The 14,898-nt window shown below is 71.6% G+C and carries 10 protein-coding genes and 1 pseudogene; 7 read left to right on the top strand and 4 right to left on the bottom strand.

Annotation, left to right across the window (positions count from 1 at the left end):
• Nucleotides 1–61 precede the first annotated feature (61 nt).
• The 3 genes from uca to ACFPQ9_RS41715 all read left to right on the top strand — a co-directional run bounded on the left by uca (nucleotide 62) and on the right by ACFPQ9_RS41715 (nucleotide 6,113).
• On the top strand, nucleotides 62–3,652 hold the full coding sequence (gene uca / locus ACFPQ9_RS41725) for an urea carboxylase (RefSeq protein WP_380864979.1): 3,591 nt from the start codon (nucleotides 62–64) through the stop codon (nucleotides 3,650–3,652).
• A 5-nt stretch (nucleotides 3,653–3,657) separates the two neighbouring features.
• Nucleotides 3,658–5,355, top strand: a complete 1,698-nt coding sequence (locus ACFPQ9_RS41720; protein WP_380864999.1) for an allophanate hydrolase — start codon at nucleotides 3,658–3,660, stop codon at nucleotides 5,353–5,355.
• Between the two features lie 74 nt (nucleotides 5,356–5,429).
• Nucleotides 5,430–6,113: a TetR/AcrR family transcriptional regulator gene (locus ACFPQ9_RS41715; protein WP_380864977.1), complete on the top strand. Its 684-nt coding sequence runs from the start codon at nucleotides 5,430–5,432 to the stop codon at nucleotides 6,111–6,113.
• 14 nt (nucleotides 6,114–6,127) lie between these two features.
• On the opposite strand, the gene ACFPQ9_RS41710 is transcribed toward ACFPQ9_RS41715, so the two are convergent.
• Nucleotides 6,128–6,397: a hypothetical protein gene (locus tag ACFPQ9_RS41710; RefSeq protein ID WP_380864975.1), complete on the bottom strand. Its 270-nt coding sequence runs from the start codon at nucleotides 6,395–6,397 to the stop codon at nucleotides 6,128–6,130.
• A gap of 515 nt (nucleotides 6,398–6,912) precedes the next feature.
• Here ACFPQ9_RS41710 and ACFPQ9_RS41705 point away from each other — a divergent pair.
• Nucleotides 6,913–7,971, top strand: a complete 1,059-nt coding sequence (locus ACFPQ9_RS41705; protein WP_380864973.1) for a PucR family transcriptional regulator — start codon at nucleotides 6,913–6,915, stop codon at nucleotides 7,969–7,971.
• A 91-nt stretch (nucleotides 7,972–8,062) separates the two neighbouring features.
• Here ACFPQ9_RS41705 and ACFPQ9_RS41700 read toward each other — a convergent pair.
• Nucleotides 8,063–9,552: pseudogene (locus ACFPQ9_RS41700) on the bottom strand (flotillin family protein).
• A 124-nt stretch (nucleotides 9,553–9,676) separates the two neighbouring features.
• Nucleotides 9,677–10,186: a hypothetical protein gene (locus ACFPQ9_RS41695; protein ID WP_380864972.1), complete on the bottom strand. Its 510-nt coding sequence runs from the start codon at nucleotides 10,184–10,186 to the stop codon at nucleotides 9,677–9,679.
• 258 nt (nucleotides 10,187–10,444) lie between these two features.
• Between ACFPQ9_RS41695 and ACFPQ9_RS41690 the strand changes: the two genes are divergently transcribed.
• On the top strand, nucleotides 10,445–10,663 hold the full coding sequence (locus tag ACFPQ9_RS41690; RefSeq protein ID WP_380864997.1) for a hypothetical protein: 219 nt from the start codon (nucleotides 10,445–10,447) through the stop codon (nucleotides 10,661–10,663).
• A 77-nt stretch (nucleotides 10,664–10,740) separates the two neighbouring features.
• On the opposite strand, the gene ACFPQ9_RS41685 is transcribed toward ACFPQ9_RS41690, so the two are convergent.
• Nucleotides 10,741–11,727, bottom strand: coding sequence for an LLM class flavin-dependent oxidoreductase (locus ACFPQ9_RS41685; protein WP_380864970.1), 987 nt, complete (start codon nucleotides 11,725–11,727; stop codon nucleotides 10,741–10,743).
• A gap of 283 nt (nucleotides 11,728–12,010) precedes the next feature.
• On the opposite strand from ACFPQ9_RS41685, the gene ACFPQ9_RS41680 reads away from it, so the two are divergent.
• A complete protein-coding gene (locus tag ACFPQ9_RS41680) occupies nucleotides 12,011–12,901 on the top strand; it encodes a S1 family peptidase (protein ID WP_380864968.1) in 891 nt (296 codons plus the stop codon).
• A gap of 107 nt (nucleotides 12,902–13,008) precedes the next feature.
• Entirely contained in the window at nucleotides 13,009–14,895 is a 1,887-nt protein-coding gene (locus ACFPQ9_RS41675) for a LamG-like jellyroll fold domain-containing protein (protein WP_380864967.1), read from the top strand.
• Nucleotides 14,896–14,898 lie beyond the last annotated feature (3 nt).

The raw sequence follows: 14,898 nt of genomic DNA, 5'->3' as shown, positions 1-14,898 counted from the left end.
CCCCACCCGCGCAGTCCCAGAGTCGCGAACTCACGGGACGCACTCAAGAAGGTAGGGCCGCGTGACCCGCCCCGGCACTGTTCTCGTCGCCAACCGCGGTGAGATGGCCCGCCGCGTCATCCGCACGGCCGGCCGGATGGGCCTGGCCACCGTCGCCGTCTTCTCCGACGCCGACCGGGCCGCCCCGCACGTCCGCGAGGCCGATCACGCGGTCCGTCTCGGTCCCGCGCCCGCCCGTGACTCGTATCTGCGCGGCGACGCGATCATCGGGGCGGCGCTCGAACACGGCGCCGGCATCATCCACCCGGGCTACGGCTTCCTCTCCGAGAACGCCGCCTTCGCCCGCGCCGTCGAGGAAGCCGGGCTGTCCTTCGCGGGCCCGACCGCCGACCAGATCACCGCCTTCGGTGAGAAGCACACCGCCCGCGCTCTGGCGAAGGCTGCCGGGGTGCCGCTGCTGGCCGGGACGGAACTGCTGGCGAGCGCCGAGGAGGCCGTCACCGCGGCCGAGTCGGTCGGGCTGCCCGTGATGGTCAAGGCCACCGGAGGTGGCGGCGGCATCGGCATGCAGGCCTGCGCCACCGCGGACGAGGTACGCGAGGCCTTCGCCCGCGTGGCCGCGCTCGCCGCGTCCCACTTCGGATCCGCCGGGGTGTTCCTGGAGCGCCTTGTGCGCCCGGCCCGGCACGTAGAGGTACAGGTCTTCGGTGACGGCGCCGGCCGGATCGCCGTCATCGGCGACCGTGACTGCTCGTTGCAGCGCCGCAACCAGAAGGTGGTCGAGGAGGCGCCGGCGCCGGCACTGCCCGACCGTGTCCGCGCACTGCTGCACGACTCCTCCCGCCGGCTGCTCGCATCGATCGGCTACCGAGGCGCGGGGACCGTGGAGTTCGTCTACGACCCCGTCCGCGAGGAGGCCGCCTTCCTGGAGGTCAACACCCGGCTCCAGGTCGAGCACCCGGTGACCGAGGAGGCGTACGGTGTCGACCTCGTCGCGCTCATGCTCACCCTGGCACGCGACGGCCGGGTCGACGACGCGGTGTTCGAGCGGGAGTGGACACCCACCGGACATGCCGTGCAGGCGCGGGTCTACGCCGAGGACCCCGGCAAGGACTCGCTGCCCTCGTCGGGCCTGATCACCCGGGCGGTCTTCCCCGGCCAGGGCACCGACACGATGCCCGGGGTCCGGGTCGACGGTTTCGCCGAGACCGGCCTGGACATCTCGCCGTACTACGACCCCATGCTCGCCAAGGTCATCGCACACGGCGCCGACCGCGACACCGCGTTCGACGTACTCGGGAAGGCCCTGAACGCGAGCCGGATCGACGGCATCGTCACCAATCTCGGCCTGCTGCGCTCACTGACCGTGCGCGGCGAGGTGCGCGAGGCCGTGCACAGCACCAGCACGCTCGCCACCACCGTCGACCCCGAGCCCCGCATCGACGTCCTGGTGCCGGGAGCGATGACCACCGTCCAGGACCGGCCCGGCCGGCTCGGCTACTGGCACGTCGGCGTGCCGCCGAGCGGCCCCTTCGACGCCGTCTCGTTCGCCGAGGCCAACCTGGCCGTCGGCAATCCGGCCGGGGCTCCCGCGCTCGAAGTCACCGCGGGCGGCCTGGCCCTGCGCTTCTCCGACGCCACCGTCGTCGCCGTCACCGGCGCCCCGGTCTCCGTCACCGTGGACGGCACCCTTGCGACCTTGTGGGAGCCGATACCGGTCCCCGCCGGCGCGACCCTGGTCCTCGGCAGCGCACAGGGCCCCGGTCTACGCAGCTACGTGGCCGTCCGGGGCGGCATCGACGTGCCCGAATACCTGGGCAGCGCCTCGACGTTCACCCTCGGCGGGTTCGGCGGCCACGGCGGCCGGGCGCTGCTCGCCGGTGACGTGCTGCGTCCCGCGGCGTCCATGGCCGGCCCCGGTGGCCCGACCCCGCCCGAGCGCCGTCCCGCGATCACGTCACACTGGCAGATCGGCGTGACCGAAGGGCCGCACGCCGCACCGGAGTTCTTCACCCGCGAGGACATCGACACCCTCTACGCCACCGACTACAAGGTGCACCACAACTCGGCCCGCACCGGCATCCGCCTGATCGGACCCCCACCGCGCTGGGCCCGCCAGGACGGCGGTGAGGCCGGACTGCACCCCTCCAACATCCACGACACGCCGTACGCCGTGGGCGCCCTGGACTTCACCGGCGACACGCCGATCATCCTCGGCCCCGACGGGCCGTCCCTCGGCGGGTTCGTCTGTCCCGCGGTGGTCGCCGGTGGCGAACTGTGGAAGCTCGGCCAGCTACGCCCCGGCGACACCGTCCGGTTCGTTCCGGTCAAAGAGGCCGAGGCGGCCGACCTCGACGCCCGTCGCGCCTCTCCCACGCTGATCAGCACAGGCGGCGACGGCGACGACGGCGTGCTGGGCCGTCTGGAGGCCACCGATGCCCGCCCGTCGGTCACCTACCGCCGAGACGGCGACGAGAACGTCCTCGTCGAGTACGGCCCCATGACGCTCGACCTCGGCCTGCGGATGCGGGTGCACGCCCTCCAGGAGACCTTGGCCGCGCACGCGCCCGACGGCATCGTCGACGTCACCCCCGGCATCCGGTCCCTGCAGATCCACACCGACGCCCGCCGGTTGAAGGCCCGCGACCTCACCGGCCTGCTGCGCGACCTGGAGGACGAGGTCCCACCCACCAACGAGCTGGTGGTTCCCTCCCGTACGGTACGGCTGCCGCTCAGCTGGGACGACCCGGCGACCCGCCTCGCCATCGAGCGGTACATGGCCGGTGTGCGCGACGATGCCCCGTGGTGCCCGTGGAACATCGAGTTCATCCGCCGCATCAACGGCCTGGGCAGCGCCGACGACGTCTACCGCACGGTCTTCGACGCCTCGTACCTGGTGCTCGGCCTCGGTGACGTCTACCTCGGAGCCCCCGTGGCCACCCCGCTCGACCCGCGGCACCGACTGGTCACCACCAAGTACAACCCGGCCCGCACCTGGACCGCGGAGAACTCCGTCGGCATCGGCGGTGCCTACCTGTGCATCTACGGCATGGAGGGCCCCGGCGGCTACCAGTTCGTCGGCCGCACCGTGCAGGTCTGGAACCGGTTCCGCAGGGGCGGCCTGTTCCAGGACTCCCCGTGGGCGCTGCGCTTCTTCGACCGCATCGAGTGGTACCCCGTCACGGCGGAGGAACTCCTCGAACTGCGCGCCGAGACCGACGCCGGCCGAGGCCCCTTCGACACGCGGGAGGGCACGTTCTCGATCGCCGACCACAACGCCTTCCTGACCGCGAACGCCGACTCGATCGCCGCCTTCCGGCAGCGGCAGAGCGCCGCGTTCGAGGCCGAGAAGGAACGCTGGCGGGCCGCAGGGGAGTTCGATCGCGACGACGACCCGCAGCCCCCGGCCGCCGACGCCGTTGTCGTCCCCGACGGCGCGATCCCGGTCACCGCGCCCTTCACCGCCACCGTGTGGCAGGCCGTGGCACAGCCGGGCGCCACTGTCGCCGAGGGCGACCCGATCCTCTCGTTGGAGGCGATGAAAATGGAGTCCAAAGTGAGCGCCCCAGTGGCCGGAACGCTCCTGGAGATCTACGTCAAGCCCGGTGAACAAGTCGCCCCGGGCCAGGTCCTCGCGGCGGTGCGGGCATGAGCGCGATGACCCCGGCCGAACGGGTCGAGGCCGCCTACGACCGTATCGGGTCCGTCGGCCGGCCTGAGATCTGGATCCACCTCAGGCGCCGGAACGAGGTGCTCGCCGAGGCCGCCCGAGTCGACCCGGAGCTTCCACTGGCCGGACTGGTCGCAGCCGTCAAGGACAACATCGACGTGGCAGGGCTGCCCACGACCGCCGGCGCACCGTCCTACGCCTACCGGCCGGACGCCGACGCGCCCGCGGTGGCCCGGCTGCGCGCGGCCGGCACGGTAATACTCGGCAAGACCAACCTGGATCAGTTCGCCACCGGCCTGGTCGGCACCCGCAGCCCCTACGGCGCGGTACGCAACGCATGGGATCCTGCCCGAATTTCCGGCGGCTCGTCCTCCGGCTCCGCCGTCGCCGTCGCGCTGGGCATCGCCGACATCGCGCTGGGCACCGACACGGCCGGCTCCGGGCGGGTGCCCGCCGCCCTCAACGGCATCGTCGGGGTCAAGCCCACCAAGGGCCTGGTGCCCGTGACCGGGGTGGTCCCCGCCTGCTACAGCCTCGACTGCGTGACCGTCTTCGCCCGCGACCTGCGGCTCGCCCGCACGGCCGCGGAGATCGTCGAGGGCCCCGACCCTGCCGACCCGCTCTCCCGCACCGGCAGTCAACTGCCGCCACCGCCCGCGCGCCCCAGGGTCGCCGTCCCGGCCGAGGAGAACCTGCGGGGCATGGCCGACGGCTGGCGCGAGGCCTTCGACACCACGGCCGTCCGACTGGCGAGCACCGGAGTGGAGATCGTCGAGGCCGATGTCACCCCGCTGCTGGAGGCCGCGCGACTGCTGTACGACGGCGCGTTCGTGGCCGAGCGGTACGCCGCCGTGGGCGGGCACCTCGACAAACACCGCGACCTGATCGGCACGGACCTCGACCCCACCGTCGCCTCCATCATCCTGGCCGGCCGGGAGAAGACCGCCGTCGACTGGGCCGTCGACACCGCCCGCCTCGCCACCCTGGGTGCCGCCGCACGCGCGGTTCTCGACGGCTGCGCCGCGCTCCTCACCCCCACCACCACCTGGCACCCCACGCTTGGCGAGGTGGCGGCCGACCCGGTGGGCGCCAACGCCCGCATGGGCCGCTTCACCAACTTCGCCAACCTGCTCGACTACGCCTCGCTCGCCGTTCCCGCAGGATTCGTGAACGGCCTGCCGTTCGGCGTGATGCTCACCGGTCCGGCCTTCTCCGACCGCGTCCTGACGGCCCTGGCCGAGCGGCTCGCCAATCCTGCGCTCGACCTGTTCGTGGTGGGTGCCCACCTCACCGGGCAGCCCCTCAATGCCCAGCTGGTCCAGGCGGGCGGCACGCTGGTGGGCCCGGCCCGCACCGCCGGCAACTACCGCCTGCACGCGCTGTCCACCGAGCCGCCCAAGCCGGGCCTGGTGCGGATCGCCGACGGTGGCCCGGGCACCGGTCCCGGAGCACACGGAAGTGCGGCGGCTGAGGGCGGCCCAGGCATCGAGGGCGAGATCTGGCGGCTACCGGCAGCAGGGTTCGGGGCACTGACAGCCGCCGTTCCCGCGCCGATGACCATCGGCACCGTCGAACTGGCCGACGGACGGCGCGTCAGCGGCTTCCTGGTCGAGCCGTACGCCGTCGAGAACGCGCCCGACATCACGCGCTTCGGAGGCTGGCGGGCCTATCTGGCGTCCCCGTGAGCCGATACGGAACCGGCGGGCTCCCGACGTCGGCGACAGCCGGGTGCCGACCACCCGGGTGGCAGGATGGGGGCATGAAGACCACGCGGCCGCGCCAAGGAAGACCCCGGCACACGCCGCCGTCCGACCCCAACGCCTCCGGTCGGGAACAGATCCTCGACGCCGCCGGTGCGCTCTTCGTCGAACACGGCATCGCCGCCACCAGCACCCGGATGATCGCCGAGCGGGTGGGCATCAGGCAGGCCTCGCTGTACTACCACTTCGCCACCAAGGACGAGATCCTCGCCGAACTGCTGGCCACCTCCGTCCGGCCGAGCCTGGAGATGGTGGACCGCATCCAGGCATGGGTCCCGGAGCGGGCGAGTGCGGCCGCGGCGCTCTACGCAGTGGCGGCGACGGACGTACGCACCCTGTCCCGCACCCCGTACAACATCGGCACGCTGTATCTGCTGCCGGAAGTGCGGGCCACACCGTTCGACGCCTTCCGCGCCGACCGGGGCCGACTGCAGCAGAGCTACGGGGCTCTGGGGTCCTTGGCGGCGACCGAGGCCGTCACCGGGAGCATGCAGCCCGACCGGATCGGGGAACTGCTGATCCAGTTGGTGGAAGTCGTCATCCAGATACGGCGTTCCCGTGATCCGGACGCGGCCGACACGGACGTCGTCGCGTCATCGTGTCTGCGCCTGTGCGGGCTCGACGAACCGACGGTGGCCGCCGCCAGGGACGAGGCACACGTCCTGCTGACCAGCCTGGCATGACCGGCGGCAGGCGATCACGAGCGGTGCGTACCCTCATGGATGAGGCCCGCGGTGAGTGCCCCGATGAGCAAGGCCCAGGCCGCCGCGGCAGGACCTATCTGGTGCCAGCCGAGCAGCACGGTGGCTGCTGCCACGATGACTCCGCCGGCCAGGGCGTTGCGATCGGTGGCAAAGGCCCAATGACGGCGGGCGCTGCCGGGACGGCGGAGTTCGCCGAACGCAACCTTGATCACCAGCGCGGCGATGACGATCGCCGGGACCAGCAGCGAGGTGCCGGTGTCCATCAGCCGGCCGTCCCGCGCCGCCGACCCGGCCGGTCTTCTCCGGCCGGGGTCGGAGCGGGTCGTTGGCAGATGTCGGGGATGACGTCCGCGTCCACGGTCTCCTCCTCGTACAGGCGTCGGTAAAGGCGTACACAGCGACGTAGCAACACGGTGGCCGGCAGTGCTGGCACCAGGAAGCCTACGAGTACGGCGGCGGCTCTGACGTGTCAGCCGAGTTCGGTGGCCCGGTGGGCGAGTCCGCCGATGGGCGAGGCGAGCGACGGTGAAGGCGATTCCGGCCGGGGGCGCCGGCAGCCGTATGCCTGGCGGCCGGCCACGTACCACGCACACGGGTTCCGGCACCGGCCGCCTGCCGACGTCCGGCACCGGAACCATCCGTGGTGCTCCCCGCAACCCATGATGCGCGCCCGGAGCCGCCCCGTGCATTGCCGCATCCCGGCAGCGTTGATTAGGGTCTGCATGCCGGTGTCCGTCAAGAAAGCGTCAACGGCACCGAGAACACACGGAGGGCACGGGTGAGCGAGCCGGACACGGCGACCCGCTATCTGGACGGGTACGCGGACATCCTGGCCGCCGTCGCCGCCACCGGACGTCGTCTGAGCCGGAACGAGCTGGCCACTCGCCGTGCACTCGGCGAGCAGGCGGCGGAGGACGGGCACAGCCTGCGCAGCCTCGTCCGCGACCACCTCGCGGCCACCCGGGCCGCCTGGCCCGGCACCGCGGGTTCGGCCGACGGCGTCCTGGCCGCGGTGGAGCAGGCCGTGGACGCCTTCGCCGAAGGGTACGAGCGGGCCCAGCGTCTGGCCGTACGCGAAGAGGAGGCCGCTCGGCGGGAGTTCATCGACGACCTGCTCTACGGTCGCAGTGATCTGGGGCGCCTGGCCGAACGAGCCGAACGCTTCGGCCTCGTGCTGTCCCACGCCCACGCCGTCGCCGTCGCCGAGGGGCCCGAGGCGTACGACGACACGGCGCCGGTGACCCGACAGGTGGAGGCGGCGCTGATAGCGCGCTTCGGCGACCGGCGCATACTGCTCGCCACCAAGAACGGACAGCTGGTCTGCATCGCGCCCGGCGACCAGGACGACGTCCTCACCTTCTTCGCCAAGCAGGCCCATGCCGCCACGGAAGGCAGCCGGGTCGCCGTCGGCCGGCCCCGGCCCGGCGCCGGCGGTGTGGTGCACTCCTATGAGGAGGCGCTGGGCACCCTCGAACTCGCGGACCGCCTGGAACTGGACGAGCCCGTCGTGCGCGCCGCCGACCTGCTGGTCTATCCGGTGCTGGCCCGGGACCGGCAGGCCATGGCCGATCTCGTGCTCAGCGCGCTCGGGCCGCTGAGGCACGCCCGCGGCGGGGCCGAACCGCTGCTGCGGACGCTTCAGGTGTACTTCGAGGCGGGCTGCACCGCGGCCGAAGCCGCCCGCCGGCTGGCGCTCAGTGTGCGCGCCGTGACCTATCGGCTGGAGCGCATCCACCAGCTGACCGGCGTCAACCCCGCCGACCCGATGCACCGGTACACGCTCCAGACCGCGGTCATCGGGGCACGGCTGCTGGACTGGCCCGCGCAGGAGATCTGAGCGCGTCAGGGGTGCTGCCGAGCCGGGTCAGGGGTGCTGAGCAGGGGGCGGCCCCGCCCACCGGACGAACCGTGAGCGGGGCCCTGGGAGTTCACCCAGTGATCTCGACCTTCCCGTTGTGCTGCGCCGCTTTCTCCGCGTCCGCCGCCGGCCGCCGCGTGACGCCCTTGAGCAGTTCGGCGAGATCGACGCCCGTGGTGGAGCCGAGGAGTTCCAGGCCCTGCGCGACGTTCTCCGCGACCGCGCGTGGGATCCGGCCGGCGCCGTCGGTGGAGATCACCGTCATCTTGTCCACCGCGCTCAGCGGCTCGGACGCCTTGGCCACGACCTGCGGCAGCACCTCGACGAGCATCTGCAGGATGGCCGCGTCGCCGTACTGCCCGAACGCGTCGGCCTTCTTCCGCATCGCCTCGGCCTCGGCCGCACCCTTCGCGCCGATCGCCGCCGCGTCGGCCTCGCCCTCCAGCCGTACCGCTTCCGCAATCGCCGCACGCCGGGACCGCTCGGCCTCACCCTGCTTCAGACCCTCGATGGCCTCCGCCTCGGCAAGCGCGCTACGGCGCTGCTTCTCGCCCTCACCGGTCAGCCGCGCCGTCTCGGCCTCCGCCTGCGCGGCCGCGATGCCCGCCGACTTCTCCGCCTCGGCCTGCTTGACCCGGGCCACCCGCCTGGCCTCGGCCTCCTGCTCGGCGGCGTAGCGCTGGGCGTCGGCCGGCTTGCGGCCTGTCGCTCGGCGACCTTCTCCTGCTCGGTGAGGATGTCCTGCTGCCGGGCCGCCTCGGCGAGCGGGCCCGCGGCGGCCGCGCGGGCCGCGGCCTCGTCGGTCTCGGCCTTGATCTCGGCCTGCTTGAGGTAGAAGGTCCGCTGGGCCACGGCGATCTCCTCCTCCGCCTTCAGCCGGGCCTGCTCGGCCGCCCGTCGCGCCACGGCCTCGGCGATGTCGGCCTCCTGCTTGGCCCGCGCGGCCTCTGGACGCCCGAGGTCCTCCAGGTAGGAGCCCTCGGTGGTGATGTCCTGGATCTGGAAGGCGTCCAGCACCAGGCCCTGCCCGGACAGGCTCGCCTCCGCCTCCTCGGCGACCTGCCCGGCGAACGCGGCCCGGTCACGGATGACGTCCTCCACCGACATCCGGCCGACGATCGCCCGCAGGGCGCCGGACAGCACCTCCTGGGTGAAGCCGACGATGCCGTCCTGCTGCATCAGGAACCGCTGCGCGGCGGCACGGATGGAGTCCTCGGTGCCGCCGACCTTGACGATGGCGACGCCGTCCAGGTTGGCCTTCACCCCGCGCAGGGTGACCGCGCCGCGCACCGCCACCGGGATGTGCCGGGAGGACAGGTCGAGGGTGAACTTCTGCTGTACGAACGGCACGACGAAGACACCGCCGCCGACCACGACCTTCTGGCCGCTGTTGTCGGTGAAGACCCGGCCGGTCTCCGGGTCGGTGGCCTTCTTGCCGCGCCGGCCGGTGACGATGAATGCCTCGCTCGGCCCGGCCACCTTGTAGCGAGTGACGACGACGAGCGCCAGCAGCACGAGGAGTACGACGACTCCCACGACAGCGATGACGACAGGACTCACGGCAGTGCCCCCGAATCACGTACGGAAATGAGCAGGAAAAGGTAGAGACAGCGGAAGAGAGAGCAGGAACAGAGCAGGAACTGAGCAGGAACTGAGCAGGATCAGAACAACGAGAGAGGCGGGCTCAGTGATCGACCGGGCGGACGACGACAGACGTGGGCGACAACGCCGCCTCCACCCACACCTCGGCGCTCCGTGCCACCGGCACCGCACTGCGGGCGGCGAACTTCACCGGCTGACCGGCGAGTCGTAGCAGCACCTCTCCATACCCGTCCGCGGGGATGGCCGTGACCACGTTGCCGGAGGTGCCCACCAGGTCGTCCCCGGTCGGAGTGAGGGCCGTCTGATCGCGCATCAGGGCGCGGCTGAAGCGATACGTCAGCCAGCCCGTGCCCGCTCCACACACCACTCCCACCGCGGTGGCGACCACGGGCCCCGCCCCCGCCGCTCCCATGGCGATGGCCCCGCCGAAGCCCGTCATCGCCAGGAACCCGGCGCCGACCGGCAGCGACAGCCACCCGTCGAGAACACCGTCCAGGGCACCGTCGAACACGCCCTCCAGCAGCCCGCCGAGGATCAGCGACAGGGCGAGCAGCACAACCCCCGTGATGCCGAGTCCGAGAAACCAGGCCATCCGTGCCGTCCCCCTCCCACCCGTCGCTGATCTCCGACGTGCCGGAATACTGACACGCGCGGGTGGACCCATTCATTGCCGTGTTCCGGCAATCTTTACGCGTCTTTGATGCCGCATCGGCCTCTCCTCGCCTCCAAGGTCACCGAGCCGCCGCGGATTCAACGGGGTGACCCCGGCAGTGTCGGGCGGATGGGAACGGATCATTCAGCCATGCTGAAGCGAGCGAGCGACACCCCTACCCGCGACAAGGAGCGCCGTATGACCACGGACCCGGTCGGACGATTCCTGACAGCGCTGTCTCCCGAGCAGCGCGAGGCTCTCTCTGCCCAGCCGCGCCAGGAGCTGGAACGCCTCGCGGCGGCCTGGGAACGGGAGCTGGAGGCGGATGACGAGCTCGACACGCTCGACGAGCTGTCACCGCCGGCCGCGGAGGCCGAGGCGGCCCGCCGCGTCCTGGACCGGGAGGCCGGTCAGTAGCCGCCCACGTGGTCGCCTACCGGAATGTCCCTGCCGGCCGGCGCGGTCCGCTGCCTGGGCCCTGGCACGTGGCTCCGTTACGGGCGGCGCCGCCCTGTAAAGGCCTTGGCGACGAGTTCGTAGGACCGTAGCCGGTCCCCCAGGGCGTAAACGGGTGTCACCAGCATCAACTCCTCGGCCCCTGTTGCCCCGACGAGTTCGGCGAGGCGCTGGGCGACGGCATCGGGAGTGCCGTAGGCCTGATGGGCGCGGAACCCGGCCAGGGCCTGAAGCTCCTGCTCGGTGAAGGTGTGTTCCGCGGCCTGTGTCGGGGTGGGGAAGGGAAGGTCGCCGCGGCCCTGCAGAAGCCCGGCCTTGACGACGTTCATCGGCCCCGCGAGCCACTCCGCGTCCTGCTGCGTGGGGGCACATACCGTCTCCACACACACGAGCACCCGCGGACCGGCGCACCAGCGCGACGGCTGGAAGCGGGCACGGTATTCGCCGATCGCGGCAGCGGTGTTGTCGGGTCGGATGTGGTGGGCGATCGCGACCGGCAGGCCCAGGTCCGCGGCCAGCGCGGCACCGGCGGTGCTGGAGGCGAGCAGCCAGACCTCGGGCAGGTCGTCGAGCGCCACCTCGTCCACGAGGAACCGCAACGTGGCCGCCACGTCGTCACGGTACTCGTCGCCGGTGGCCGGTCCCGCTCCGCGCCGCAGTGCCCGCGCCGTCGGCTCGTCCAGCGTTCCCGGGCCTCGTCCGATGCCGAGGTCGATGCGCTCCGGGTGCAGCCCGGCAAGCGTGCCGAACTGCTCGGCCAGCAGGATCGGACTGTGGTGGGGAGCGAGTACGCCTCCGGAGCCCACCCGGATCGATGACGTCGACGCGGCAGCGTGGGCGATCAGCACCACGGGTGGGAACGCACCGATGGCAGGTGAATGGTGATGCTCGGCGTACCACAGTCGCCGGTATCCCAAGGCCTCGACCTGTTGGGCGAAGGTGGTCGTGTCACGCAGGGTGTCGGCAGCACTGCTGCCGGCCTGAACCATCGCGACTTCCAGCACGGAGAGCGGCACAGCCATCATGTGATCATCATGGCTCAACCTTCCCGGCATGGCTGAGATTCTGAGCTTTCAAGCCACTTGCCCAGCGACAGTCAACGGCCGTCTCGCCCCAGGACCGAACACGCCCTACCGCCGCCTGACCCCTCCCGGCACAATGAGCGCGCCCGCCTTCGGATCCGCACCATCCGGCACGATCCGGCACGACACCAGCATCACGGCCCGCATCACGTCACGCAGCCCGGTACGCCCGGTGACCAGGAGGGCGTGCCCGAAAACCGACCGACCGTCCTCGGGGAGCATCGGGATGACGACACGCAGCAGAACGACCGGACGTTCTCAACTGATCTCCTACGCACTGAGTTTGCTCACCCTGGTCGCCCTCACGGTGTCCGGCACCAGCGCGACAGCGGCGCCCACCGCCCGGCCCGCACCGTCCTCGGTGTCCGGCCTCCCTTCGACCCTCGCGTCGCTGGCCGTCGAGGGGACGGCATGGGCCATGGACGAGCCCGGCGGGAAGCTACGAGTCCTCGCCGACTCGACCGTCACGGACACCGAACTGGCCCGACTTCGCCGCGTCACAGACCGGTTCGCCGGTGCCGTGACCGTTGAGCGGCTGAACGGCCGCCTGCGCACGCTCCTGTCCGGTGGCGACGGCGTCTACGCCGGAGGGCGGCGCTGCACGGCGGGCGTGAACGTGCAGAGCGGGTCCACGTACTACTTCGTCACCGCCGGACACTGCACCACGGACCTGCCCACCTGGTACACGGGCGCCACCATGGACACGGCCGTCGGCCCCACCACCGGCAGCAGCTTCCCCGGCAACGACTTCGGGGTCGTCCGCTACACCAACCCGGCCGTACCGCACCCCGGCACCATCGGAACGGTCGACGTGACGGGGACCGCGTCCGCCTACGTCGGCCAACGGGTCTGCACCCGGGGCGCGACGACCGGAGTCCGATGCGGCGTGGTCACCGCCCTGAACGCGTCCGTGAACTACGGCGGCGGCGATATCGTCCACGGGCTGATCCAGACCAACATCTGCGCCGAGCCCGGCGACAGCGGTGGTCCCCTCTATGCCGGCGACAAGGTCATCGGCATCCTCTCCGGCGGCTCCGGAAACTGCGCCACCGGAGGGACCACCTACTACCAGCCGATCGGGGAAGCGCTGAGCACCTACGGCCTCTCCGTCTACTAGCGGTCATTCGCCCTTTGTGGGTCCGCCGTTCGGGCTCTTGCCATCAGGTGGCCACGGCCGGTCAGCACTGTGCCTTCCTACGTCGACTTTTGTGACCTGGAGGGCAGATGAGCAACAGAGCAGAGCACCGGAGCCCGCTGGACAGACGCACACTGTTGCAGGCCGCGGTGACCATACCCGCGGCCGGCGCGGTGGTCACGGCGGCCGGAGCGGGCGCGGCGCGGGCCGACTCGACGACCGTGAGCGGCGGTCGGTCCGGGTTCGACGCCGAGAGTCCGCGGTTCGCGCTGGCCGTGCTTCCCGACACGCAGTATCTCTTCGACGCCGACAGCGCCGACCCGGCGCCGCTGCGTGCCACGTTCCGCTACCTCGTCGCGGAGCGGCAGGAGGCGAACATCGCCTTCATGACGCACCTCGGCGATGTCACGGAGCACGGCACCGAGGAGGAGATCGAGCTCGCCGCCGACACCTTCAGGGGCATCCACGGCAAGGTGCCGTACAGCGTCCTGGCGGGGAACCACGACATCCGCTCGTCCACGGACGACCAGCGTGGTGACTCCGCCTATCTGGCGGCGTTCGGCCCCGAGCGCTATGCGTCGATGCCGACGTTCCGCGGTGCGTCGCCCGACGGCTACAACAGCTACCACGTGCTGCGCGCGGCGGACCGCGGATGGCTCGTGCTCGCTCTCGACTGGCGGGTCTCGGACAAGGGGCTGCGGTGGGCGCAGGGCGTGCTCGACGCCCATCCGACACTGCCCGCCGTGCTCACCACACACGACATCGCCTGGTCGGACGACGAGGGCGCGGCGCAGCTGTCGGACCACGGCAAGCGGCTGTGGGAGGGGCTCATCCGCGGCAACGACCAGATCTTCCTCGCGCTGGGCGGCCACTACTGGCCGCCGGGGCGCACCGTTCTGACCAACGACGCCGACAACGATGTCCACGTCCACATCACCAACTATCAGGACCGCTACTACGGCGGCGCCGGCATGATCCGCCTCTACGGTTTCGACCTGGCGCGCGGGGTCATCGACGTCGAGACGTTCTCTCCGTGGTTCCTCGCCCGTGACCCCGAGCAGCGTTCGCCGCTGGAGGCCGAGACGATCGAACTGACCGGCCCCACCGACCGGTTCAGCCTCGGCATCGACTTCGACGACCGCTTCAAGGGCTTCGCGCCGGTCCCCGCGCCGAAGCCGCGCCCCGCATCCGCCGTCATGCCGCGCAGTACGGTCGCCTACTGGCGCTTCGACGCCTCCGGTACGACCGCCGCCGGCACCCCGGGAGCCCCCGTGGCCGACGGAGTGCGCGTACTTGACCTCACGGGCAACGGCAACGATCTGACGGTGAGCCGGCTGCACTCGAGCGGACCGGACGCCCTCACCTGGTCCGCCGACCACCACCCGGGCCAGCCTGCGCACGCCAGCCTCCGCTTCGACGGCGGAAAGAGCCCGGACCGCGGCGCCGTTCTCACGACCGCCGCGGGCGCTCCCGTCAACAGCGCCAGGTTCACCCGGGGTTACACCATCGAGACGCACATCAGGCTGCCCGAGCCCTTCGAGGGCGACCACGCCTGGATGGGCATCCTGAGCTGGGAGGGCCGCAACGGCGACGCCGGCAAGACCACCGGCTGGTCCCCGCTGGAGCCCACCTGCAGCCTCAATCTGTCCCCGGAGCGATTCCTCCAGTTCGTCGTCTATCCCTACGCGCAGGACGCCGACCCGACGTCCTGGAGCCACGCCGTGCCGGTCGGCCGCTGGATGCACATCGCGCTCGTCAACGACGGCCGACGCACCGTGATGTACGTCGACGGTTCGAAGATCGCCCGCAACCCGGCGCAGCCGTCGACCGGAATCACCACGCTGGGCAAGCCCTTCGTCATCGGCGCCACGCAGTTCGACGAGAAGTTCGGGCAGGGCTTCTACGGATGGGTCGGCGACACCCGCATCGTGAACCGGGCACTGGCCACGCATGACTTCCTGACGCCCTTCGAATGAGGG

The organism is Streptomyces coerulescens, from assembly GCF_042657965.1.
Classification (GTDB): Bacteria; Actinomycetota; Actinomycetes; order Streptomycetales; family Streptomycetaceae; genus Streptomyces; species Streptomyces coerulescens.
The sequence above is the reverse complement of the archived record's forward strand: the minus strand, read 5'-3'. Positions and strand labels throughout refer to the sequence as shown.